Source organism: Ereboglobus sp. PH5-10 (assembly GCF_029504735.1).
Lineage (GTDB): Bacteria > Verrucomicrobiota > Verrucomicrobiia > Opitutales > Opitutaceae > Ereboglobus.
The window spans coordinates 1-23,430 of record NZ_JAQFIP010000007.1; the positions used below are offsets into that span (position 1 = coordinate 1).

Here is a 23,430-nt window from a genome sequence, read left to right on the forward strand (position 1 = left end):
TTCGTGACCAATCGCAACGATGCGCCCGAGGCGTTGTGGCGCGATTACAACCAGCGCGCGCGAATCGAGCAGCGCATATGCGAACTCAAGGACGACTTGGCGGCGGACAGTTTTTGCCGGCGGGAGTTTTTTGCGACGGAGGCGGCGTTTCGCTCGGTGCTGATGCTCTTCAACCTGCTCAGTGTGTGGCAGGGGGCGGCGTTGGGCGAAAAGCGCGAATACAAGCGTCCGGTGACGCTGCGCATGGAGGTGTTCCTGTGCGGAGCGGTGGGCGGACGAAGCGGGCACAAGCATGTGCTGCACATGAGCAGCAGCTGGGGCGGGTTGGAAAAACGCAAGCCGATGATCGAGCAAACATTGCGATGGTGCCGTTCAATCGCGCCGCGATTGGAACCGCCCGGTGAAAAACCAAGGGACATCCCCCCGGGCCTGCTGCAAAATTAATCTCCAATCGCGGTTTTCAGGTTTAAAACAGGAGGGCCGCGCGGGGTCTTTCATCATTGCCTCGGGCATCGGACTCCGGAAACTTTGGCGCATGAATGAACGGCTGAAGAGAGAGCGAATTTTCGATGAGGCCCGCAAGGCGGGAGTCGATCTGGATTTACTCGACACCAATCTTCGCCTGAGCGTTTCCGAACGCGTGCGCCGGCATAACGAGGCTTTGCGCTTGGCGGCGAAACTGGAACGCGCCATGAAGGCACGTCATGGAAGACCTAAGCATCCTCTTGAAGCGTCTCAATGATGAGGGCGTCGACTTTGTCATCATAGGCGGGTTTGCCGCCGTGGCTTACGGGGCTTCAACGCTTACGCGAGATGTTGATCTTTGTGCCGCGCTTACACGGGAAAACGTGGAAAGAATTCGCGCAGCCCTGTCCGGATGGAATCCAAGGCACCGCATGACGCCGGCCCGGCTTTCGTTTCTCACGCATCCAAGTGCCGGCGAGGATGTGAAAAACCTTTATTTGGAAACTGACAAAGGCGTGGTGGATATTCTTTCGTCGGTGATAGGCGTGGGTGATTTTGAGCGACTCAGGCGGGCGGCGGAGGTGGTGGAAATTGACGGCTGCGAATACCGCATCATGGGACTTGCCGATTTGATTGCCTCAAAAGAGGCGCTCGGGCGCGACAAAGACTTGCTCGCCGCCAGGGAGTTGCGGGTCATTGAGGAAAAACGAAAGTCTTGAGCAAAAACTTTCGTCCCGGCGTCCTTTCTCAAGCGGCGTGTTGCTTTTGCGGCGGGGTTTTCCAGTCTGCTCGCAACGTGCTGGTTTTAAGGACAACGGACTGGTTGAAAACACGCGCTGCGAAAGGCCGGTGCGCGTGGCTGTTTCTTGCGGTGGCATTCGCGCTGCTGTTTTCCGGCTGCGCGAGCACGCCGGACCGCGCGTGGTTTATGCCGCGCGTCACTCCGCGCGCCTCGGATAAAACACCGCGCGCCGATTACAACCGCATCGTTTTCGACCATGCGTGCAAATTGACGGGGATTTATTTTTACGACGAAACTTTCGGCGGGCGCGACTGGCCCGCGCTTCAGGCGAAACACCGGGCAAAAGCCGGCGCCGCCAAAAACAACGAGGAGCTTTATAACGCGCTCAACGAAATGCTCAAGGAGCTCGGCTCCAGCCATGCGACCGCCATCGCGCCTGAAATCGTGCGCGCGCAAAAGAAAATGCGCGCCGACGCGGTTTCGCTCCTCGGATATATTTCGGTGCGGCTGCCCGGCCTCGACACACCCGTCGTGTATGAAGTCACGCCCGACAGTCCGGCGTCCGAGGCCGGCGTGAAACGCGGCTGGCTGCAGGTCGGCGTGCTGCTGCGCGACAACACCGACGTGCCGGCGCATGAGGGCGAGGTGGCGCGCCAGCAATTTCTCGACGAGAACAACACGCTGCGCACGGTGACTTTCACGCTGCGCGCGGTGCGCGGACTGGGCTCGCGCAATTTTGCCGAGATGCGACCCGACGGCGTGCTCTATTTGCGCTTCGACCGTTTCAGCGGGGACTCCGCCGCCTGGGTGCGCGAGCAATTAAAAACGCATGCGGGTTCCGCGCGCGGCGTGGTGCTCGACCTGCGGCTAAACGGCGGCGGCGAGGTGGGCGCGTGCCGCCGTGTGTTGGGGGAGTTTTTCACGAAGCCGGTCAAGGCGGGCGTGTTTCTGGACAGGCGCGGCAGAGCTTCCGCCGTCGAGGCCAGTGTCAGCCGCCGGGGCGCGCACTACACGGGACCGCTTGCGGTGCTCGTGGCGCGGATGAGCGGAAGCGGCGCGGAGGTGTTTTCGGCGGCGATTCAGGACAACAAGCGCGGCGTGATTGTCGGCAGCACATCGACGGGGCGCACGGCGGGCGCGGTTTTGATGAGCGTCGATTTTTCCCTGCCCGGCGGCGGCAAGCTGCAACTGCCCTTGAGCAATTACAAAACCGCCGCGGGCGCGTTGCTTGAGGGGCGCGGAGTGCCCGCCGACATCAACGCGCCGCTGCCAACCGTGGAGAGCCTGCGCGCCGGCGAGGACCCGGCGCTGGAATGCGCGGCGCGGACGGTTTTGGGAAAATAGAGAAAATTTTCACGAACCTTTCAGATAAAACGCGCCGCTTTTGTTTTCCTTTTTTCGCGCCGGTGGTTTTCCATTCACGCCATGCCGCACCTCATCAAACATCCCCTGGCGTTGCATGTGATTGCGCGTCTTCGCGAAAAGACCACCAAGCCGGCTGAGTTTCGCTCGCTCTGCCATCATCTGTCGATGTTGCTCGCGCTCGAGGCGACGCGCGACCTTGCCATGCGCGAGGTGGCCGTCAACACGCCGCTTGAGGCGTGCATCGGGCACGAGCTGGCGCGGCCGCTCGTGGTCGTGCCAATCTTGCGCGCGGGGCTTGGCATGGTGGAGCCAATCGTGGCGATGTTTCCCGATGTGAGCGTCGGCTACATCGGGCTGGAGCGCGATCACGAGACGGCCATGGCGCGAAACTACTACTGCAAGATGCCGCCGCTGGCGGGCACGCGCGTGATGGTTGTTGACCCGATGCTGGCGACGGGCGGCTCGGCCGTGCAGGCAATCGACGTGGTGAAACAAAAAGGCGGTGGGGAAATATGCATGCTCAACGTGGTCGCCGCGCCCGAGGGCGTGAAGGCCGTCAAGGACGCGCATCCAGACGTGCCGATTTACACCTGCGCGCTTGATCGCGCGCTCAATGACAGAAAATACATCCTGCCGGGGCTGGGGGATTTTGGCGACCGGCTTTACGGGACGTAAGCGGCGGAAAGCGGAAACCCTTCGGGAACGCCGGGCCGGGGCGCGGCGTTCCCCGGATTTATTATTTCCACGTCAGGAGCAGACGCGCGAAATACGTGGTGTCGAGGCGTTCGACCCCGGGGTTCGGATGGCTGTTGTAATCGTTGGAAATACCGACGCGGAATTTCCAGCGCGGGCTGGCCATGGGGAGCTCGATGAATGACTCGTGGTAAATGCGATACACGCCGAAATCATCAAAGGTGGGAGTGCAGGAAACGCGGTTTGTCATCGACCAGGTTTTCATCGTGAGCTGGTTGATCAGGCCGAGGTCGAGGCCGAGTTCGCTCAGGTTCGGAATTGCCGTCAGGCCGGGGCCCGGGTCGTCGTATTTCTCGTAGCGGTGCGAAAGACCGGCGCGGAACGTGAGCGTGTCGACTTTGTTTTTGATGATGTCGTAGCCCAAGCCGGCCGCGGCGGTGTTGTAGAGTTTGATTTCCTTCACGCGGTCAAACCCGGCCTCGTCGCGCGCATACCAGGAGAAGCGCCCCGAAAAGTTGTTCTGGTAATCGGCGCCGGCGCGGAAGAGGTCGGCTGATTTTTCGTGATCGCTGACCTGGCGGTCGTAGCCGGTGTAGAGTTGGAGAATGTCGAAACTCGACTTGAGCGTGGCGCGGAAGGAAAAGCTCGTGCCGATTTGCTCCTTCGTGCCGGTTTTGCCCGTCACGTCCATGCCGGCCTCGAACCTCCAATGGCGTTCGTTTCTGGCGACTTCGGGGTCCTTGGCGTCGATGGCCCAGGATTCCTTGACTTGGGCGAGGTTTGCCGTGACCGGACTGCCCGCGCTGGTGCGCACGACGGCGCCCGCGGGCGAGCCGCTGATGGAGCCGGTGATCACCCTGCCGTCGGCGAGGCGCACATTGATCGGCGCGTCGGTGGTGACCGAGGTGATCTCGCTTTGCTTGACCTTGATATCGCCGGCGAAGTCGGTGTTGATGACCACGGTGGACGAGTCGACTTTCGTGACCCTGCCCGTGAGCCGGGATCCGTTTTTGGTTTCGATAACATCTGCGAACAACGAGCCCGTTGCCAGCAGCGCCGCGGAGAGAATGGCGGCCGCTTTCTTGATGGTTTGAATGTGTGTCATGGATGGATGCAAAAAGCTCACGAAATGCCCGGCGGGGATTTTGGCAAACGCATTTGTGCAAAAACACCGTCTAGCACTCGACATCGCCGGCTGATCGCGTTTCGCTCGCGGCATTATTCCAATGTCCGCGTCCAAACAGCAAAATCCCGCCGCGCCTCAATCCGCGCGCTCCGCGCTCGTCGTCGCCGACGGCTGGCGCGACTACCAGTTGCTCGATTGCGGCGCGGGCATGAAGCAGGAGCGCTGGGGCGAATACACGCTTGTGCGCCCCGACCCGCAGATCATCTGGCCGCGGCGCGACGGCGGCGGGGCCGGCCCCGCGGACTGGAAAAACTGGGACGGTTATTATCACCGCCACGCCACGGGCGGCGGGCGCTGGGAGTTTCGCAAGCCGCTTCCCGAGTATTGGAAAATTGGATACGGGCAGCTCGTCTTCAAAATACGGCCGACCTCGTTCAAGCACACGGGGCTGTTTCCCGAGCAGGCGGTGAATTGGGACTGGTTTTCAAAAAAAATCCGCGACGCAAAAGCCGCCGGGCGCGAAGTGTCCGTGCTGAATCTCTTTGGTTACACGGGCGCGGCCACCTGCGCGGCGGCGGCGGCGGGCGCGAGTGTCTGCCATGTTGACGCCGCCGAGGGCATGGTGAAGTGGTGCCGCGAAAACGCCGCGCTCTCCGGCCTCGAAAACGCGCCCATCCGCTACATCACCGACGACTGCATGAAATTCGTGCGTCGCGAGATCAAGCGCGGACGCCGTTACGACGCGATCATCATGGACCCGCCCACCTACGGGCGCGGCAGCGGCGGCGAGATGTGGAAGCTTGAGGATCACTTGTGGGAGTTGCTCAGGGAATGCCGCGAAGTGCTGAGCGATCAGCCGCTGTTTTTCCTGATCAACGCCTACACCGCGCGCCTTTCGCCAACCGTGGTCGTCAACTTGCTTGGCGAATTGATGCACGCCGCCCGCGGCACGATCACCGGCGGCGAAGTCGGCCTGCCCATCCAGCGCGATGGCAAGGTGCTGCCGTGCGGAATCTACGGACGGTGGGAAGCGTGAGGATCAAGAGGGCGGCCCGCGCGTCATCACAAATGGCCCCGGGGCGGCAACCGGCGCCGTCAATGAAACGATCTCCTTTTTACAGTGCTCTTGATCCATTGGGCGCCGTTTTTGCGGCTCCCAACATTCACATTTTTGGAAGCCTCCCAAACCAGATGCACTCGCGCACCGAGGGGAAGCCCGGCGCGGCGCCTTTCCCGCCTTTTTATGGTGCGAACACTTGCACGTTGTGCGCGAGGTGTTCAGCATCCGGCACTTCGTGAAACTATCCGGCAAAGACTTGGTTATCGTGCTCATCGCGCTTGTCGTGGCGGTGTGGGCGGGGCTGCGCATCGCGAGCGAAACGATGACACTGCCGATCATGGTCGGGGGGATTCTCCTTTGCGTGATTGTCGCGCATGTGTCGCCGGTTCGGTTTAATCCGCTTGTGCTCGGCTTGCTCATGGCGGGATACATGCTGGGCAATCGCGGGTTTGCGCAACTTTCGATTTCCGGGAGCCTGCCGTTGTTTCCGGCGGAGCTGGGGATTGCGGCAACATTGACGGTGCTGCTCTGGCGTTGCGCGCGGGAAAAAAAGCTGCCGTGGCGGAATGATTTTCTAAATTGGGCGCTGATTTTCTGGATCGCGGTGAGCACGGTGCGGCTGCCGCTGGATGCGCGCACATACGGGGCGATGGCGTTGCGCGATTATGCGATGGTGTATTACGCGCTGTTTTTCTTTGTGGCGCAGGAGGCGTTTGCCTCGGACGCGGGCAGGCGCTGGGCGAGGCGCTGCTTGCTGGCGGGCACGGCGATGCTGCCGTTGCTTTACGGGGCGTTTTCATTGTGGCCGGATTTTTTCCTGGGCACGCTGACGGTGCGCGGCCTGCCGTTAATTTATTTCAAGGGCGACCTGGCGGGCACGTTCATGAGCGTCGGCGCGCTGGTGTGGTTTATTGTGTTCGAGCGGGGCAAGTCGCCCTGGCGCTGGCTGGCCGTGGCGATTTCGCTGGGACTGGTCGCGGCGATGCTGGCGACCGAAAACCGCGCGGCGATGCTGGCGCTCACCGCGGGCGTTGCGGTGATGTTGATCGGCGGCCGGTGGCGGTTTGCGGCGGCGCTTGTCTCGGCGGGCGCGGTGGCGGTGGTCGCGATTTTGTTCTGGGCGCAAACCACGGGGCGGCCGTGGGAGAAGACGCCGCTGCACGGCATTTCGCAACGAGTGGTGTCGATTGTGGATTTTCAGGGCGCTCGGGATTATTCGACGGCGGAGGGCGCGGAATCGAAGGGCGACAACAACCGGTTTCGCGCGATCTGGTGGGAGACGGTTGTTGACGAAACGGTGGCGGCCAATCCGTGGACGGGGCTGGGTTACGGTCACGATTTGGCGGAGGGTTTCCTGCGGGCGTATTACGCGGATTCGAGCGACCAGTTCACGACGCGCAGTCCGCACAACCTGTTGCTGAGTATTTTTGCGCGGACCGGTGTGGCGGGGCTGGGGGCGTTTATGATTCTGTGCACGGCGATGCTTTTTCGCACGTGGAAAGTGTCGCGCGAGGATTCGCGCCGGAGCCGGGAGCGGCTGATCGACACGGGCGAATGGACGGGGCCGCAGTGGAAATCCGGCGCGTGGTGCTGCGTGTGGGCGATTTTCACGAGCGCGTGCTTCGGCGTTGTGCTCGAGGGCCCGATGGGCGCTGTGGTCTTCTGGATCTTGCTCGGCGCGGCGGCGGCGAGCAGCAACGGCGCGGCGCCGAAGCAGGATGAGGCGAAAGAAAGCGCAAAATAGGAATTATATTTCACGCAAAACAGAAACCCCGACGAACGTGAGTGATCAATATCCCCCTTCGCCGTCAAACCCCCGCCCGCTGCACGTGCCGCGCAAAACCACGACGCACGGAAGGCTTGTTGTTTTCCGGAAGGGCAAAGAAAATCCTCAAAATGGCATGCGGGAAGAATGGATAAAATGACAAAACACAACCTGGCGCTTTCAATGACCTGTATGAATGATTATAGGCGGCCAAAGCTCACGAATGATAAGTCGAAAGCTGATTACAATGAGTAGCATACAGCAATATATCAATTATCGTAAAAGCCTTGCCAAATATCTAGAGGAATTACGTGAGTTAATTAATGTGCCTGTGACTGAGGTCACACTTGTGCCTTTGGATGAAGTCGCTAGGATACGAAAAAAACTTGTCGAGAAGATAACAATATGTCCTCAAAAAAAATTTCGGATCCCATTTCCGGAAAAAACGGGTCAACGTTTTCGCACTTTCATTGAACAGCTGGAGCAGCTTAATTCATCACCAATTTATATTTGGACTGAAGCTGCAAATGGATGTGGTCTTTTTCAGGCGTCTTCTTTGATCAAAATAAATCTAGATTTCTCATATGATGTGAATTCCCAAGGCATCATTGTTATTTTAACAAAAGATCTTCGTGATCGAATGATATGGGATTTTTTTGAGGAAAACTCCGAAAAGATTATTGAAGTCGAGTTAATGGGGGAAACGTGGCCTCAATCAAGATGTTACGAAATCTGAGATGCAAACCTATTATGATTCAAAAAGTCGAAAAGCGTCAGGTCGTGTTTTGTAACTTTTATGATTGCTTGAGAAAGGCGTTTGGGGGCGTTGCCGAACGCCGCGCACATTGAGAATCCAGCATGCCGGAGCATTGGGCTAGGTGAGCCGACAGGGTAATTATCGTAACGCCCTATTTGAGGGAGCGCTGTGCGGCGTGGGTGTTAGCAGACGCCCTGCTCGCGGCGGCTTCATGGCATGGATGGAATTTACGTGCCTATAATTTAACATTTTTGATCAAAAATTGGTAAATCCCGGATTGATGCCTTCCGAATTCCCCAAAGGTGAGACAATACCGTCTCCGGCCGCTTGAAACATTTCGTATCATGATTATACTTTGAAGTGAAATAGTTTTATCAACCACCATCAAAGGCACTGAATATGAACAACGAACAACTTCTGCGAATGCAAAATGGCAAGGGCTTCATCGCGGCCCTGGACCAAAGCGGCGGCAGCACTCCCAAGGCACTGCTCCAATATGGCGTTCCCGAAAGCGCCTATTCCAATGACGAGGAGATGTTCACCCTCGTCCACGAAATGCGCACGCGCATCATGACCAGCCCCGCCTTTACCGGCGGGCGCATCCTCGCCGTGATCCTCTTTGAGCAAACCATGGACCGCCTGGTCGAGGGCATGCCGACCGCGGATTACCTGTGGGAGAAAAAACGAATCGTTCCCTTTCTCAAGATCGACAAGGGCCTGGCCGGGCTAAACAACGGCGTGCAGCTCATGAAACCCATGCCGGAGCTCGACAAGTTGCTTAAGCGCGCCGTTGAGAAACGCATCTTCGGCACCAAGATGCGCTCCGTCATCAAGGAGGCAAATCCGGCTGGCATCGCCGGGTTGGTCGCCCAGCAATTTGAAGTCGCCGGGCAAATCGCCGCGCATGGACTCGTCCCCATCATCGAACCCGAGGTGGATATCCACAGCCCCGACAAGCCCGCTTGTGAAAGGCTCCTCAAGGAAAACGTCGTCAAGCAGCTCAACGCGCTTCCCGCCGGCACCAAGGTCATGTTTAAGTTTACCATTCCCAGTGAGGACAACTTCTTCGCCGACCTGATGCAGGACCCGCATGTCGTCCGCATTGTCGCCCTCTCCGGTGGTTACAGCCAAAAGGAGGCAAACGAAAAGCTGCGACTCAACAAGGGGCTTATCGCCAGCTTCTCCCGCGCCCTTGCGGAGGGACTCGGCGCCCGGCAAAGCGACGAGGAATTCAACAAGACTCTCGCCGCCTCGGTCGAATCCATCTACGAAGCTTCGATCACCTGAGCGTGGGTAAAAGTTTCTTTTTTCAAGCTCCGCCTTTTCCCCCGAAGAGGCGGAGTCTTTGTTTGTCCTGATCGGGCTATCGCTATCGCTGCATGATTCTTTCAAGGGCAATCGCCACGCCCAGCAAAAGCAGCCGGAAGGTGCTGCCAGGCTCCAGGGTGTCGACAAACTCGATCAATTTTCCGGGGACTTTTTCGCGGTCGTTGCAAACCTTCAAAACACATGGTTTGTATGATGCGAATTTTGCCCCATTAACAATGAGATCATAAGAAAGGCTGGCTGTTGACAGCACCAAGAAACCTTTTCGTTTTATCCTCAACTCGGCGATGGGCGATCTGTTTTCATCCGTGAACCGCCATTTGTCACCGCTCACAATGGTAAAACATTGTTCAAGCCTGAGAATACGGTTTTCCGCCAAAAGATGAAAGAGACAGGTTCCCTTTATTCCGGGCTCACGGGAGATTTTCAAAATAGGGCGGTGAATCAATGAGTCATTTATGATGTATTGAAATCCAGCCATTTTCCCGAATTTTGATGTCAATGTCAGAGGTATTGCACCTGCATGACGCAAGGCATTGCTTGCCGGGGTTAATTCTGGCTCTCCTGTGTGTAAAAGTAATTCTTTATTATCCGCATTAAGGACATAAAATCTGTCGCCATCCGCGCGATGTATTCCCGTGAGAAACAGACTGTTTGTTTCATGCCAACTTGGCGAGGGCTCGTGCTGGTTTTTTGAAGTGGATTGAGATTGATTGGGCATTGAAAATAACAACTAAAGGTCTGGATATTTTTTGGATTTTTATAATATGGCCTCACAGGGTTCAACTTGGTTTCGATCAATCCTTTTTCCCAACCGTTTTTTTCTAATTATGCTTGCATATTGCATGGGGCTGAGACGGAGCCGCTCCTCACTTTTTGATGTTTGCGGGAGGGCTTTGCTTTGAATTGCGATGGTTGGCAGGTGGGCGCATTTTGCATGTGATACGGACTTCGCATAGCATGAGCAATCGCATTCCTGCCGTAGTTTCGACGAGTTTGTCGCGGTTGGGGGAGGCCGTTGGAACAGTGATCGAGAGCCGAAAAAGAGTCGGATTATGTTTTGCCACTCCCGAGGTTGCACTTGTCAATGACTGCGGACGGGGCAATCTCTCAGTGCATGGCCCCTGCCGCCGTCAAAACCCCGCCCGCTGCGCGCCGCGCAAAACCGCGACGTGTGGAAAGTTTGTTGTTTTCCGAAGGGAAGGGCAAAAAATCCTCAAAGTTGCATGCGGGAAGAATGGATATAATGACAAAACACAACCTGCCCCCTTCAATGACCCTTGCCGGCAAGCACTCCAGAAAACCACGCGACGTTCATTATACGGCGGAGGGCGGCAAGGAAATCGCGAGGGTGGTCGCCGCCGCAATAGCCGAGGCGCTGCGAGATCTGCCATCGAAAACACGCAAGCAAACTCCAAACGAACCATGAAAACACACGGGCAAAACATGCATGCGAACGTAAAATTGAAAAAATCCGCCCTTTGGGCCTCGGCGGCGTTCTTGACTACCCTGCCCACGCCGGGCATCGCGAGCACGCCCCGGCAACAGCCCAACATACTTTGCATTGTATGCGAGGACATAGGCCCGTATCTGGGTTGCTATGGGGACACGGTTGCAGTCACGCCAAATCTCGACAGATTCGCAACGCAAGCACGGCGTTATACGCGCATGTTTTCCTCGGTTGGGGTGAGCGCCCCTTCAAGGGCGTCGCTGATAACCGGACTTTATCCCACCTCATTCGGCGCAAACAATATGAGGACTTCGTCGGCCAGCCCGGATAACGACGCTCGCGTGAAACCTTACGAAGCCGTCCCGGTCGCCGGGGTTAAATGTTACACGGAGTTTCTCCGCGCCGCCGGATATTATTGCACAAATAACAGCAAAACCGATTACCAGTTCAACGCCCCCATAACTGCCTGGGACCAAAGCAGCGGCAAAGCCCACTGGAAAAACCGTCCCGAAGGAATGCCGTTTTTTGCAATATTCAACATCGCAGTCACCCATGAGTCGCAGATATGGAAGCGGGCAAAGGAGCCGCTTGTGGTCAATCCGGACGACATCACCCCGCCACCCTATCACCCCAACAATAAAATCTCTCGCCGCGACTGGGCCGTTGTTTACGGCAATATCGCCGCGATGGACCGCATGGTCCAAAAATATATAGACGAAGTCCGGGAAGCGGGTCTTCTCGATAACACTATTATCATCTGGTATTCCGATCACGGCGGGCCGATGCCGCGTCAAAAGCGCGCGTTGCGCGACAGCGGCACGCTGGCCCCGTTCATGATAAGGTTCCCCGACGGGCGTTTTGCCGGGACTGTTGACAATGATCTTCGCGCATTCGTGGACATTCCGGCCACCATCCTGTCGCTCGCCGGCATCAAGCCGCCCGAGTATATGCACGGGAAGGCCTTTTTGGGCAAATACAAGGAGGCGGCGCGCGATTATATTTACGGAGCCCGGGACCGTTTTGATGCGAAAACGGACTGCCAGACCGCCGTTCGAGACCGCCGCTTCAGACTGCTGCATAATTATATGCCGGAACAGTCCGAATTTCTCGACATCAGTTATCATCGCAATATTCCCACCCTGCGAAACATGATGGAATTATACAACGAAGGAAAATTGGAAAAACTCCCTTCGCTGTGGTTCACGAAGCCGCGCCCAACAGAGGAATTCTACGACATTGAGCAGGATCCGCACGAGATGAACAATGTCATAGACGATCCGCGGTATGCGAAAGACGTCGCTCGGCTGCGTAAAAAACTGGCGGAAATGGATGCCGCGTATAATCCTTTCGCGGGCAAGCCGGAATCAGCACTCCGTGAACACCTCTGGCCCGGCGGCGAGCAACCCAGGGTTGCCGACCCGGTTTTTACCCGCGCGAAACGCAAGCTCACCATAGAGTGCCCCACGCCGGGGGCATCCATCGCCTACCAAATAAATGGCGAGGGGCTGGCGAGGGGGCATTGGAAACTTTACACTGGACCCCTGACGATAAAAAACGGTGACAAAGTGACGGCAGTATGCACCCGCATAGGGTATAAACCCACGGGGGAGATTGCGTATAACTATTAACACGAGTTCATCAGTTGGGCCATGCCGTGAATAAATTGCCCTCAATCGGTGGGACTGTCTCGGCGATTACCAATGTTTGAGCGACTTCATTCAAGCAGAGCGGAAATCGATACTGATATCTGGCAAAAATTTTTATTTCCACCTACATCAACCCTCCGGACTCAAAACGGCCATGTGTTTCAGGGCCGTTACAAGGCGATATTGCTGGAGAATGCGACGGCATTGAGCCGCGTGGTTGATTTCATACACTTGAACCCAGTGCGCGCGGGTGCGGTGCCGCCCGGACTGGTGGAGCAATACCAGCGAAGCAGTTTGCCGGAGTTCATTAAAAAGAAAAAGGCCCGCGGGATTGACCGCCGCCGACTGGCTTGAGGCGAGGGGCGGATGGTCCGACGACGCCAAGGGCATGAAAAATACCTGCAATATCTGAAGGATATAGGAAACGATGAGCAGGCGCAGAAGCAAATGGGGTTGGTGAAACTTTCACGGGGCTGGGCATTGGGCACGCATGGTTGGAAACAAGCGCTGGCCCGCGAATATGCGCATAAAACCTATGCGGAAGGCATGAACAAAGAAGAGGCGGGGGAAATACAGGAATTGCATTGGGAGGGGCAATTGGAAGCGGCACTGAAAGCGGCGGGACGGAAGCCCGGCGACCTGAAAACCACACCGAGGCTGCGGGGGTGAAAAATGAAGATCGCGGCGCAACTGAGAAAAGAGGGCGGGGCGCCGGTTGGATGGATCGCTGAAGAATTGCACCTTGGCACAGCGGGCACAGTGCGCAACTATCTTGCCAAGCACAGAGTCTCCAAAAAAACACGCGCATGACAATTAACAACACGGCAACCATTTCGCTGCGAGCGATTGCAGTTTTATTGTGCATTGCGATATCGTTTGTCTCTGGATGCGGAGGAAGCCCGGACGAGGAACAGCGAGCCGGGGCGGCGGCTTCACAGGCGACATTGAGGAACCTGAAAAGAGAGCTCCAGAAGACCAGGGACATGCTGAATGCCTACGACCAGGGTTTGAAAAAACTCAGGGCAAACGCACCTTACTGCGGAGGCCGGCAAATGACGGCGGAGTATGCGCCGGAAACGCTCGAAAAAATCGAATCGCTAAAGTCGAAGGCAAAAGACTTGGAGCTTCAAATACAGGCCATCGAGACATCGCCACTCGAACAGGATCAGGGGCAACTGTAGGATGATTATAAGGCAAACTGGGATGGATTTTTCCAAGCCGGAGTTTTTGATTTATTCCGTCGCTTTTTGAGGCCGAAAAGGGCCGAAAAAGGGTCAGATGCACGCAAAAAATCCGAGGCGTGTGTTATTGATTCTCTCATGTCTTTTTTGAATTCCGTGAGAAATGACTAAAAATATATGTCTTGCTATTTCGCAAAACGGCGAAATGGTCGCGACATGCTTTTAACCAAATCAGCGCGTTCCAAAAGGGCCCGTTCACCCTCTTTCGAGCATGAGGCGGCGGTTTTTAAGGCGCTCGGACATCCCGCGCGCCTACAAATTGTCGCCAGGCTTGCCGGGGGCGAGCAGTGCGTTTGCGACCTCGTTGATCTCACCGGACTCGGCTGGTCAACCGTCTCGCGCCACCTCTCCGTGCTTCGGGACACCGGGGTCATCGAGGCCGAAAAACGCGGCATGCAGGTATTCTACCGCCTCCGGCTTCCGTGCGTCGCACGCTTCATCTCGTGCCTGCAATCGGCATCCGACGGGCAGGATGTGCGCTTCACTGTCAAAGCCGGGGCCGGCGCTAAAACAGCCTGCTGCGCAAACTGATTTTTCCCGCCTAATAACAACGCGCAAAACCGTCGCCGACTATTTCGCAATTTCACGAACTACCCGCCGTCCTTCATTTGCCCCCGCCATCCGCATTCGCACAATGAACAAACTCAAGGAAACAAAAACATTTCTCCTGATGGCGGGCGTTTTTGCCGCGTTCTATTTCCTGCCGTCCGGCTGGCCGCGTTTTGACTTGGCGATTCGAGAGGCGCTCGAACTCGCCAAATGGTATGCGCGCGAGCACGTCATCCTGTGCCTGCTGCCGGCGTTCTGGATTGCGGGCGCGATCGGCGCGTTTGTCTCGCAGCAGTCAGTCATGCGTTACCTCGGCCCGAAGGCCCCGAAGGCGCTCAGTTATGGCGTGGCGTCCGTTTCCGGCACCATTCTCGCGGTGTGCTCGTGCACGGTGCTGCCGCTGTTTTCCGGCATCTACCGCATGGGCGCGGGACTCGGGCCGGCGTCGGCGTTTCTCTACTCGGGCCCCGCGATCAACGCCCTCGCGATTATCATGACCGCAAAGGTGCTCGGCTTTCAAATCGGCGTCGCGCGCGCAGTGGGCGCGGTCGTGTTTTCCATCGTCATCGGCATTTTAATGCACCTGCTTTTTCGAAAAGAGGAGCAGGCCAAGGCCGCCAAAATCGCCGCGCTACCCGAGGCGCCGGCGACGCGTCCGCTTTGGAAAACCGCCGCGTTTTTCGCAACGATGGTCGGCATTCTTGTGTTCGCCAACTGGTCGCGCCCGCCCGGAGGCGAAAGCGGTTTTTTTGCCGTCGTCTTTTCCATAAAATGGCCGCTCACCGCGCTGCTCGCCGCCGTGCTCGGCGTGATGCTCTGGCGCTGGTTCAAGCTCTCCGGGGCCAAGCTCGCCGTTACTGGAATCGTCACCGCGGCGTCGGCGCTGCTGCTGCCCGCGCATCCCGAGGCGTGCGTGCTCGCCGCCATCGCCGGACTCGTCTGGGCGACCGCGGGGCGCGACGGCGAGGCGGGCGAGTGGTTCGACCAGTCGTGGACGTTTGCGAAGCAGATTTTTCCGCTCCTCATCGGCGGCGTGCTCGTCGCCGGATTGCTCCTCGGACGGCCCGGGCACGAGGGGCTGATTCCCTCGGAATGGATCATGCAATCGGTCGGGGGAAATTCGTTTTTCGCCAACGCGTTTGCCGGCATCGCGGGCGCGTTCATGTATTTCGCCACGCTCACGGAGGTGCCGATTTTGCAGGGTCTCATCGGCAACGGCATGGGCGAAGGCCCCGCGCTCACGCTGCTGCTCGCCGGCCCCGCGTTGAGCCTGCCAAGCATGATCGTCATCAACTCCGTGCTCGGTCTGAAAAAAACCGCCGCCTACATCGGCCTCGTCATCGTGCTCTCGACACTCGCCGGCTGGGGCTACGGCGCGATTTTCGGCTGATGAATTTATTTTCCACCACCACCACCACACAACCAACCAACACACACATCATGAAAAAAATCCAAATCCTCGGCATGGGATGCGCCAAGTGCAACAAGCTCGCGGAGGTTGCCGAAACCGCCGCCAAAAACCTCGGCCTCCAATACGAAATGACAAAAGTCAAGGACCTGAACGAAATCGCCGCGCTCGGCGTCATGTTCACGCCCGCGCTCGTCGTGGACGGCGTCGTGAAAGTGTCCGGCAAAGTCCCCTCAGACGAGGAGATGAAACAACTGCTCGCCTGATTTTTCGCGCATTATGAAAAACCGCCTTCTCATCACGCTCTGCGCCGCCGCGCTCGCGTTTGTTTTCACTCCGGCGTCGCGCGCCGACGACGCCAAGCCCGGCGCGGCCAAACCCGCCTTGCCCAAGCTCGTCGATCTCGGCGCGGACAAATGCATTCCCTGCAAACAAATGAAGCCCATCCTCGATGAGTTCATGCGCGACTACGCCGACCAGTTTGAGACGGTGTTCATAGACGTTTGGAAAAAACCGGACGAGGGCCGGGCTCACAAAATCCGCCTGATTCCGACGCAGATTTTCTACGACGCCAGCGGCAAGGAACTCGCGCGCCATGAGGGATTCATTTCCAAAAAAGACATTTTGGCCAAATGGGCGGAACTGGGAATCACGGTGAGGGAACCGGCACCGAAGCCGGTGCCCGCGCCCGCGAGGGAATGATCCCGAATCGTCCGCGACAATGGACACCCTCTTCGAAACCCTGACCTCCGCGATGGGCGGCGCTCCGCTCGTCGCGCTCGCTGCCGCGTTTGCGTGGGGCGTGTTGAGCATCATCCTCAGCCCGTGCCACCTCGCGAGCATCCCGCTCATCGTCGGCTTCCTTCAGGGAGGCAAACGTGTTTCGGCCGCGCGCGCCGCCGGGCTGTCCACGCTGTTTGCGTTTGGCATACTCTGCTCCATCGCGCTTATCGGAATCCTGACGGCCGCGGCCGGTCGCATGCTCGGCGATCTCGGCGCGTGGGGAAACTACATCGTCGCGGCCGTGTTTTTCATATTCGGACTGCACCTGCTCGGAGTCATCCCGCTGCCGGCCGCGTTGCAAGCCGCGCCCAACAATCCGCGACGCGGCCCGCTCGGCGCGTTTTTGTTCGGCTTCATATTCGGCGTCGCGCTCGGCCCGTGCACGTTTGGTTTTATGGCTCCGGTGCTCGGCGTCACGTTTGGCATGGCGGCGACGGCCCCGGTTTTTGCCTACGGCATGCTGCTGCTTTTCGGGCTTGGCCACTGCGCCGTCATCGCGCTGGCGGGCACGTCGAGTGCGTGGGTGCAAAAACTCCTCTCGTGGCAAAACGACGCTCCCGGCGGACGCTGGCTGCGCCGCGCCTGCGGCGTCCTCGTGATTCTCGGCGGCGTCTATCTCATTCTGACGGCGCGATAAACCGCCCCTCCCTCAACCCCGCCGCATACGCGGTGAAGACGATCTTGATCTCACCGCGCACGCGCCGGAACTCGGTGAGGATTTCATCCTCTGTGCCGACCGCGTGCGCCGGGTCGTTGAAGCCCCAATGATGATTGAAAAAAGGGTCAGGTTATATTTTGCCATTTTTGGTGGCTTGAGAATGCCAATCTGATGGTGATGCCGAATGTCACGCACATTGAGAATCCGGCATGCTTCCGGCGTCCGAATCCGAAAAAAATAACCGCCGCGGTTCGCTTTTTGCTCTTTCGCGCATTGGTGCGATGTGGTTTTTTGCATCCTTTCATTCCTTATCTCACGTTTTTCATTCCGCACTCCGCATTCCGAGTTCCGCATTCCATCCCGTCCGCATGGTAGCCAAGACACGCATTTCGTTGCTCGACTGGTTCAGCGCCTTCAAGATCAAGACGCAGGAGCGGTTCGACGTGTTCACGCCCGCGGCGTTGCTTGTGCTCGGCGTGACGGGGGTGATGTTTATTTACAGCGCGCAGCTCGAGCGGCACGGCACGGCGTGGAAGGCGCAGTGCATTTTTTGGGTTTTGGGCATCGCCGTCTATGTGGTGGTGTCGCTCATCGATTACCGAATCTGGCTCAGTTATGTGCACTGGATTTACATCGCCGCGCTTGTGCCGTTGGTGCTGGTGCTTGTGCCCGGTATCGGCGATTCGCAGTTTGGGGCGCAGCGCTGGATTAATTTTGGTTTCTTTAAATTCCAGCCGTCCGAGACGGCGAAAATCGCCGTTCTCCTTATGTCGGCGGGCATTCTCGCGCGCTCGAAAATAGGCAATGTGCTCGATTCGCTCGGAGTGCTTGGCAAATTGGCACTTGCGGCGGGCGTTCCCATCTTCTTGATCTTTCTGCAGCCTGATATCAAATCGGCCATTGTCCTTCCTCCCGTGATTTTCGCCATGCTTTACGTCTCACGCCTTTCGCTCCGCTTTTTCGCGGTGGTGCTGGGCGCGTTTGTGCTTCTTGTGGGCGTGGTCGCATGGGACACCGCGTGTTATGTGAATTTCATGCAGGAAAACGGCTACTCGTATCAAAACAGCGAACAGCGCGATCTTTACAACAAGCGCTCTCCGCTGCCTTTCCGCGGGTATCAGCGCAACCGCATCCTTGCCTTCGCCGCGCCCAACATCATCGACCAGGCGGGCACCGGCGATTCTTACAACCTCAACCAATCTCTCATCTCAATCGGCACGGGCGGGCTTACCGGCAAGGGCTGGCGCCAAGGCACGCAGGCCAAGCTCGGTTACCTGCCCACCGCCGTTTCGCATAACGATTTTATTGTCTCGGTCATCGCCGAGGAAACAGGATTTTTGGGAAGTCTTACGGTTATTAGTCTGTTCGGATTGATCCTGTTCAACAGCATACGCATCGCGGGTCTCGCAAGGGACCGCTTTGGAACCCTGATCGCCATCGGCGTGACGATGTTCTTCACGGTGCATGTGTTTGTGAACATTGCCATGTCCATCGGACTGGTGCCCATCACGGGCATACCGCTTCCCTTCATTAGCTACGGAGGCTCCTTTTTGCTTTGTTGCTGCTTGCTGCAAGGACTGGTCCAGAGCGTCTATCGTTTTAGGAGGGATTTTTCATGACATCTGAAAAATCCAGCCTCGCGATACTGACCGCCCTGCCGGGATTTCCTGCGCCGCAACCACCGCGTATTGGGGCCGCCGACACCACCACCACACACAACAAAAGAAAAAGCCTGAACGCCCGAAAAGCTGAAAGCCTGAAACAAGCAGGCGCGCGCTCCCAACGCCGCCCGATTTTTTCAGCCTTCAGCCTTCGGAACTTCAGTCCTTTTCGCCCATACATACGCCATGAGCGACCAATCACAAACTCCCTCGCCGGGAAACTCCGGCGACTCCAACGCGCCGCGCCAGCAAACCCCGGCCGCCGCACTCCAGAAATACGACGAGGAGCTCGTCAACCCGCCTCCGCAAACGCAAGTTGACCCCGTCAGCCCCGCCGAACTCAAGGCCGGGGCGAAGGAACGCGCCAAGGACCGTCCGATCCTCCAAAAAATCCTCTCCGTGTTTCGAAAGGAAAAAACCACCTTCCGCGAGCTCATCATCAACTCCGAGCCGCTCGAAAAACGCGTCGCCCTGCTCGTTGACGGCACGCTCGAAAAATTCGAGATCGAGCGCGACTCCGACAACCGCATGGTTGGCGGCATCTACAAGGGCCGCATCAAAAACCTCGACCCCGGTCTCAAGGCCGCCTTCGTCGATATCGGCTATTCCAAAAACGCCTTCCTCCACTACTGGGACATGCTTCCCGCCGCCGCCGACTCGTCCGTCGAAGTGGTGCGCGTGAACAAGCGCAAAAACGCGCCCCAGCGCCCCGCCGAGCCCACCATCAAGGACATTCCCAACCTCTACCCGCCCGGCAGTGAAATCGTCATTCAGGTCACCAAGGGTCCCATCGGCACAAAGGGCCCGCGCACCACGACCAACCTCGCCATCCCCGGCCGCTACCTCGTGCTCATGCCCTACTCCGACCAGTGCGGCATCTCGCGCAAAATCGAGGACAACAAGGAGCGCCACCGCCTCAAGCGCATGATCAACGAGCTCACCATCCCCGAGGGCATGAGCGTGATCGTGCGCACCGCGGGCGAGGGCAAAAAGACGCGCTACTTCGTTCGCGACCTCCACATCCTCCTCAAAACCTGGGCCGGCATTCAGCAAAAAATGCAGTCGGAAAAATCCCCCGCCTGCCTTTACCAGGAACCCGACCTCGCCGAGCGCACCGTGCGCGATTTCCTCACCGAGGAAGTGGACCGCGTGCTCGTTGACAGCTCCGAGGATCACTCGCGCATCCAGAACCTCGTCGCGCAAATCAGCAAACGCTCCCGCTCCAAAATCGCGCTCTACAAGGACAACATCCCGATCTTCGAGCGCTTCAACATCGAGCGCCAGATTGAGCAGACCTTCCAGCGCCGCGTGCCGCTTCCCAGCGGCGGCGAAATCATCATCGACGAAACCGAGGCGCTCATCGCCATCGACGTGAACACCGGCTCGCACAAAAACCGCGGTGGCGACGAGAAGAACACCATCTACGCCGTGAACCTCGAGGCCGCGCAGGAGATCGCGCGCCAGATCCGGCTCCGCAATCTTGGCGGCCTCATCATCATGGACTTCATCGACATGAAGGAGCGCCGCCATCGCAACGCGGTTTACGAAAAAATGGTGCAGGCCATGTCGGAGGACAAGGCGAAGAACCACATCCTCCCCATTTCGCAACTCGGCATCATGCAAATGACGCGCCAGCGCCAGCAGGAATCCCTTTCGAGCAACCTTTACACCGACTGCCCGTATTGCCGCGGTCGCGGCATTGTGAAGAGCGCGACGACGATGTCGGTCGAACTCCAGCGCAAGCTCAGCTCGATTGTCCGCCGCCTGCAAAACCGCAACGACGGCAAGGAGTATTCGCTGCGCGTGCTCGTGCACCCGAGCATCCTCGAACGCCTCCGCAGCGAGGACGCCGAGCTGCTCGTGCGCATGGAACGCCTCTACGGCGTGAAGCTCGCCTTCCGCGCCGACCTCAACTACCACGTTGAAAACTTCAAAATCATCAACGCGGTCACAAACGAAGAGTATCGTTAAAGTGGAGGCGGCATCCCGCCGCTCGTGAAAAACTCACCGCAAAAAAACGCGAACCGCATCAACCGGTTCGCGTTTTTTGTTGGGTCGCGATGTGTGTTTGCCGCGCCGATCACCAGCGGGTGCGGTGTGGAATAAGCGAATGGCGCGCCGCGATCATGGTTTTGTCCTGAATTGCGCCACCGCGTCGAGATAGGCTTTCACCTTGTTGGGATAGTCTGACGAAACGTAGGTGACGCCGTGGCGGATCGCCCAGTCCACCACTTCATGGTCATTGGCCTGCCAGATGGTGGTCTCGATGCCGAGCTTGTTGGCTTCGCTGATCAATTCCGGGCGGTTCATCATCACGTTCAGGGGATAGGAAATGCCTTTGTAGCCCAACTGCTTCGCTTCCGCGGGGCCCATCGCCTTCAGGCTGCTGCTCAAGTAGATCACCGTCATGCCGGGTTGGAGCCGGACCACCTCGTTGCACATGTGTTTGCTGAATGAGGTGATTTCCATCAGCGGGATGACGTCCATTTCGCGGGCGAGCGCCAGCACCGCCTCCACGACTTGCGTTTCGCGCTTTGGCGTCGGATGGGTTTTGATCTCGATTATCATTTTTGTCGCGGGGCCTTTTTTGCCCTGCTCGAAGATTTCGCGCAGCGTCGGCACCTGGCTTCCGTTGGGCAGCCTGGCGGCGCGGATTTCCGCGAACTTGTTTTTTTGCGCGTGCAGATCGGTGCCGTTGATCTTGGGGCCGTGGACGACGATGAGCTGGCCGTCCGCAGTCATGTTGACGTCGAGTTCGGCCGCGTGGGTTCCCAGTTTTTGGGCGTTGGCGAGGCTTGAGACGGTGTTTTCCCACGAGCCCTCGGTGTTATAAAATCCACGATGGGCGATGATCTTGGGTTGCGCCGCGAGGTTCAGCATGCCGGCGGTAAGCGCGCACAATAAAAGCAGTTTTTTCATATCGGTCGGAGGTTGGGTTTTGGGTGAAGTTGCGGGGGCGACGGTATTCTGGTTTATTCGGCGAACGCGAGGCGAAATTGGCGGGGCGATCGTGGCGGCGGCGCGGCATGTGCCGACGCGAGTCGACGTGTGGCGACATGTATCGGAACGATGCCAAACCGGGCGTCGCGAGCGAGGGGGATTTTTTACTTTTTGAACTGCGCGATCGCGTCGAGGTAGGCTTTGGCTTTGTCGGGGCTGTCCGTCGAAACGTAGGTGACGCCGTGGCGGATGGCCCAGTCGATCAGTTCGCGGTCGTTGACCATCCAGAGCGTGGTTTCGATGCCGAGTGCGTTGGCCTCGCGAACGATTTCGGGGCGGTTCATCATCACGTTGAGTTGATAGGAGAGGCCTTTGTAGCCCAGCGCCTTTGCCTCCGCGGGGCTCATGGCTTTCATGTTGCTGCTGACATAGACAACAGTCGCGCCGGGTTGGCGCCGCACCACTTCGTCGCAGACGTGTTTGCTGAACGAGATGAACTCAATTTGCGGCACGAGCTCCATTTCGCGGGCGAGCGCCAGGATTGCCTCCACGACTTGCGTTTCGCGCTTCGGTGTCGGGTGGATTTTTATTTCGAGGATCAGTTTGGTGGCGGCGCACTTTTTCCCCTGCTCGAAGAATTCGCGCAGCGTCGGTATTTGGAGTCCGTTGGGAAGTTTGGCGGCGCGGATGTCCGCGAATTTGCTTTTTTGCGCGTGGAGTTTGGTGCCGTGGATTTTTGGGCCGTGGACGACGATGAGCTGGTCGTCCGCCGTCAGGTTGACGTCGAACTCGACTCCGTAGACTCCCAGCTTTTGGGCGTTGGCGAGGCTCGAGACGGTGTTTTCCCACGAGCCTTCGGTGGCGTAAAAGCCGCGATGCGCCACGATCTTGGGTTGCGCCGCGAGGTTCGCCGCGCCCGCGGCGGTCAGCATGCATAGTGATAAGAGTGAAAGCAGTTTTTTCATGTTGGGTTGGTGGGTTGGATGCGTTGGAAGGACAAAGCGGGGTGGGGCGGGGGAGTGCGGTGTGTGCGAGGATTGCGGTCGTGTTGGCGGGGAAATCACGGTTTCTTTTTCTGGCCGTAATAGGCGCCGGCTCCGTGTTTGCGGCTGTAGTGTTTTTTGATGAGCAGGTTGTTCATCGGCATTTCCGCGTTGAGCTGGCGGGTGATGAGTCCCATGCGGGCGATTTCCTCCAGCACGACGCTGTTGTGAACGGCTTCCGCCGCCGTCCGTCCCCAAGTGAAGGGGCCGTGATTGGAGACGAGCACGCCCGGTGTGTGCAGGGGGTTGCGTTTTTCAAAGCATTCGAGGATCACGGCGCCGGTGTTTTTTTCGTAATCGGTTTCGACTTCGGGGGCGAGCATCGGGCGCGTGCAGGGCACCGGGCCGTGGAAATAATCGGCGTGCGTCGTGCCCATGACCGGGAGCGCCATGTTGGCCTGCGCCCAAGCGGTGGCGTGGCGGGAGTGCGTGTGGACGATTCCGCCGATGCCGGGGAACGCCTTGTATAACTCGATGTGCGTGGGTGTGTCCGAGGAGGGGTTGAGCGCGCCTTCCACGGTTTTGCCCTCAAGGTCCACGACCACCATGTCGCCGACGGTAAGCGCGTCGTATTCCACGCCGCTGGGTTTTATCACAACTAACCCGCGCTCGCGGTCTATCGCACTGGCGTTTCCCCAAGTGAAAATGACCAGCCCGTGTTTCACGAGGTCGAGATTTGCCTTAAGCACTTCTTCTTTGAGGTGTTCCAACATTTTTTGAATAAACTAGGAATGAGTTGAGGTGAGAATCGA

General features: G+C 58.0%; 24 protein-coding genes and 1 pseudogene. 20 read left to right on the forward strand and 5 right to left on the reverse strand.

The features are described 5' to 3' along the window. From M2447_RS07115 to upp, 5 genes and pseudogenes are all read left to right on the forward strand, one after another. A pseudogene (locus M2447_RS07115) lies at nucleotides 1–444 on the forward strand (hypothetical protein); the annotation flags it as partial. Nucleotides 445–535: 91 nt separating this feature from the next. Beyond that, complete coding sequence (locus M2447_RS07120; protein ID WP_108826433.1) at nucleotides 536–742, forward strand: hypothetical protein; 207 nt, start codon at nucleotides 536–538, stop codon at nucleotides 740–742. After that, the gene (locus M2447_RS07125) at nucleotides 726–1,184 is read left to right on the forward strand and encodes a nucleotidyltransferase (protein ID WP_277510459.1); all 459 of its coding nucleotides are present in this window, start codon (nucleotides 726–728) and stop codon (nucleotides 1,182–1,184) included. The genes M2447_RS07120 and M2447_RS07125 overlap by 17 nt, the downstream gene beginning before the upstream one ends. A gap of 104 nt (nucleotides 1,185–1,288) precedes the next feature. Continuing rightward, a complete protein-coding gene (locus M2447_RS07130; protein WP_277557987.1) occupies nucleotides 1,289–2,551 on the forward strand; it encodes a S41 family peptidase in 1,263 nt (420 codons plus the stop codon). 81 nt (nucleotides 2,552–2,632) lie between these two features. Next, the gene (gene upp, locus M2447_RS07135) at nucleotides 2,633–3,247 is read left to right on the forward strand and encodes a uracil phosphoribosyltransferase (protein ID WP_277510462.1); all 615 of its coding nucleotides are present in this window, start codon (nucleotides 2,633–2,635) and stop codon (nucleotides 3,245–3,247) included. Nucleotides 3,248–3,308: 61 nt separating this feature from the next. On the opposite strand, the gene M2447_RS07140 is transcribed toward upp, so the two are convergent. Then, nucleotides 3,309–4,370, reverse strand: coding sequence for a DUF481 domain-containing protein (locus tag M2447_RS07140; protein WP_277557988.1), 1,062 nt, complete (start codon nucleotides 4,368–4,370; stop codon nucleotides 3,309–3,311). Nucleotides 4,371–4,491: 121 nt separating this feature from the next. Here M2447_RS07140 and M2447_RS07145 point away from each other — a divergent pair, with 121 nt between their 5' ends. From M2447_RS07145 to M2447_RS07160, 4 genes are all read left to right on the forward strand, one after another. Then, entirely contained in the window at nucleotides 4,492–5,427 is a 936-nt protein-coding gene (locus tag M2447_RS07145) for a class I SAM-dependent methyltransferase (RefSeq protein WP_277557989.1), read from the forward strand. A gap of 259 nt (nucleotides 5,428–5,686) precedes the next feature. Further along, complete coding sequence (locus tag M2447_RS07150; RefSeq protein ID WP_277557990.1) at nucleotides 5,687–7,195, forward strand: O-antigen ligase family protein; 1,509 nt, start codon at nucleotides 5,687–5,689, stop codon at nucleotides 7,193–7,195. A 268-nt stretch (nucleotides 7,196–7,463) separates the two neighbouring features. Then, nucleotides 7,464–7,952, forward strand: coding sequence for a hypothetical protein (locus tag M2447_RS07155; RefSeq protein ID WP_277557991.1), 489 nt, complete (start codon nucleotides 7,464–7,466; stop codon nucleotides 7,950–7,952). Between the two features lie 420 nt (nucleotides 7,953–8,372). Then, nucleotides 8,373–9,260, forward strand: coding sequence for a fructose bisphosphate aldolase (locus M2447_RS07160; protein WP_277557992.1), 888 nt, complete (start codon nucleotides 8,373–8,375; stop codon nucleotides 9,258–9,260). A gap of 82 nt (nucleotides 9,261–9,342) precedes the next feature. On the opposite strand, the gene M2447_RS07165 is transcribed toward M2447_RS07160, so the two are convergent. After that, nucleotides 9,343–10,020: a hypothetical protein gene (locus tag M2447_RS07165; protein ID WP_277557993.1), complete on the reverse strand. Its 678-nt coding sequence runs from the start codon at nucleotides 10,018–10,020 to the stop codon at nucleotides 9,343–9,345. 239 nt (nucleotides 10,021–10,259) lie between these two features. Between M2447_RS07165 and M2447_RS07170 the strand changes: the two genes are divergently transcribed. The 11 genes from M2447_RS07170 (at nucleotide 10,260) to M2447_RS07220 (ending at nucleotide 20,666) form a co-directional block, all read left to right on the forward strand. Further along, a complete protein-coding gene (locus tag M2447_RS07170; RefSeq protein ID WP_277557994.1) occupies nucleotides 10,260–12,377 on the forward strand; it encodes a sulfatase in 2,118 nt (705 codons plus the stop codon). Between the two features lie 72 nt (nucleotides 12,378–12,449). Then, nucleotides 12,450–12,749: a hypothetical protein gene (locus tag M2447_RS07175; protein ID WP_152032696.1), complete on the forward strand. Its 300-nt coding sequence runs from the start codon at nucleotides 12,450–12,452 to the stop codon at nucleotides 12,747–12,749. A gap of 12 nt (nucleotides 12,750–12,761) precedes the next feature. Continuing rightward, on the forward strand, nucleotides 12,762–13,064 hold the full coding sequence (locus M2447_RS07180; RefSeq protein ID WP_108824590.1) for a hypothetical protein: 303 nt from the start codon (nucleotides 12,762–12,764) through the stop codon (nucleotides 13,062–13,064). A 137-nt stretch (nucleotides 13,065–13,201) separates the two neighbouring features. Further along, nucleotides 13,202–13,576 (forward strand): hypothetical protein, encoded by a 375-nt coding sequence (locus tag M2447_RS07185; protein WP_277557995.1) that lies wholly within the window; start codon nucleotides 13,202–13,204, stop codon nucleotides 13,574–13,576. 216 nt (nucleotides 13,577–13,792) lie between these two features. After that, entirely contained in the window at nucleotides 13,793–14,167 is a 375-nt protein-coding gene (locus M2447_RS07190; RefSeq protein WP_277557996.1) for a metalloregulator ArsR/SmtB family transcription factor, read from the forward strand. Nucleotides 14,168–14,270: 103 nt separating this feature from the next. Continuing rightward, on the forward strand, nucleotides 14,271–15,575 hold the full coding sequence (locus M2447_RS07195; RefSeq protein ID WP_277557997.1) for a permease: 1,305 nt from the start codon (nucleotides 14,271–14,273) through the stop codon (nucleotides 15,573–15,575). Nucleotides 15,576–15,625: 50 nt separating this feature from the next. Further along, nucleotides 15,626–15,859, forward strand: a complete 234-nt coding sequence (locus tag M2447_RS07200; protein WP_108826435.1) for a thioredoxin family protein — start codon at nucleotides 15,626–15,628, stop codon at nucleotides 15,857–15,859. Between the two features lie 13 nt (nucleotides 15,860–15,872). Continuing rightward, entirely contained in the window at nucleotides 15,873–16,295 is a 423-nt protein-coding gene (locus tag M2447_RS07205) for a thioredoxin family protein (protein WP_277557999.1), read from the forward strand. Between the two features lie 19 nt (nucleotides 16,296–16,314). Beyond that, complete coding sequence (locus M2447_RS07210; RefSeq protein ID WP_277558000.1) at nucleotides 16,315–17,013, forward strand: cytochrome c biogenesis protein CcdA; 699 nt, start codon at nucleotides 16,315–16,317, stop codon at nucleotides 17,011–17,013. Between the two features lie 389 nt (nucleotides 17,014–17,402). Continuing rightward, the gene (locus M2447_RS07215) at nucleotides 17,403–18,653 is read left to right on the forward strand and encodes an FtsW/RodA/SpoVE family cell cycle protein (protein ID WP_277558001.1); all 1,251 of its coding nucleotides are present in this window, start codon (nucleotides 17,403–17,405) and stop codon (nucleotides 18,651–18,653) included. Between the two features lie 228 nt (nucleotides 18,654–18,881). Then, nucleotides 18,882–20,666 carry an Rne/Rng family ribonuclease gene (locus M2447_RS07220; RefSeq protein WP_277510484.1) on the forward strand — a complete coding sequence of 595 codons (1,785 nt, stop codon included), beginning with the start codon at nucleotides 18,882–18,884 and terminating at the stop codon, nucleotides 20,664–20,666. Between the two features lie 153 nt (nucleotides 20,667–20,819). Here M2447_RS07220 and M2447_RS07225 read toward each other — a convergent pair whose 3' ends face one another. The 3 genes from M2447_RS07225 to M2447_RS07235 all read right to left on the reverse strand — a co-directional run bounded on the left by M2447_RS07225 (nucleotide 20,820) and on the right by M2447_RS07235 (nucleotide 23,391). After that, nucleotides 20,820–21,614 carry a glycerophosphodiester phosphodiesterase family protein gene (locus M2447_RS07225; RefSeq protein WP_277510486.1) on the reverse strand — a complete coding sequence of 265 codons (795 nt, stop codon included), beginning with the start codon at nucleotides 21,612–21,614 and terminating at the stop codon, nucleotides 20,820–20,822. Nucleotides 21,615–21,799: 185 nt separating this feature from the next. Further along, on the reverse strand, nucleotides 21,800–22,567 hold the full coding sequence (locus tag M2447_RS07230) for a glycerophosphodiester phosphodiesterase family protein (protein WP_277558002.1): 768 nt from the start codon (nucleotides 22,565–22,567) through the stop codon (nucleotides 21,800–21,802). A gap of 128 nt (nucleotides 22,568–22,695) precedes the next feature. Beyond that, a complete protein-coding gene (locus tag M2447_RS07235) occupies nucleotides 22,696–23,391 on the reverse strand; it encodes an L-ribulose-5-phosphate 4-epimerase (protein WP_277558003.1) in 696 nt (231 codons plus the stop codon). Between the last annotated feature and the right edge of the window lie 39 nt (nucleotides 23,392–23,430).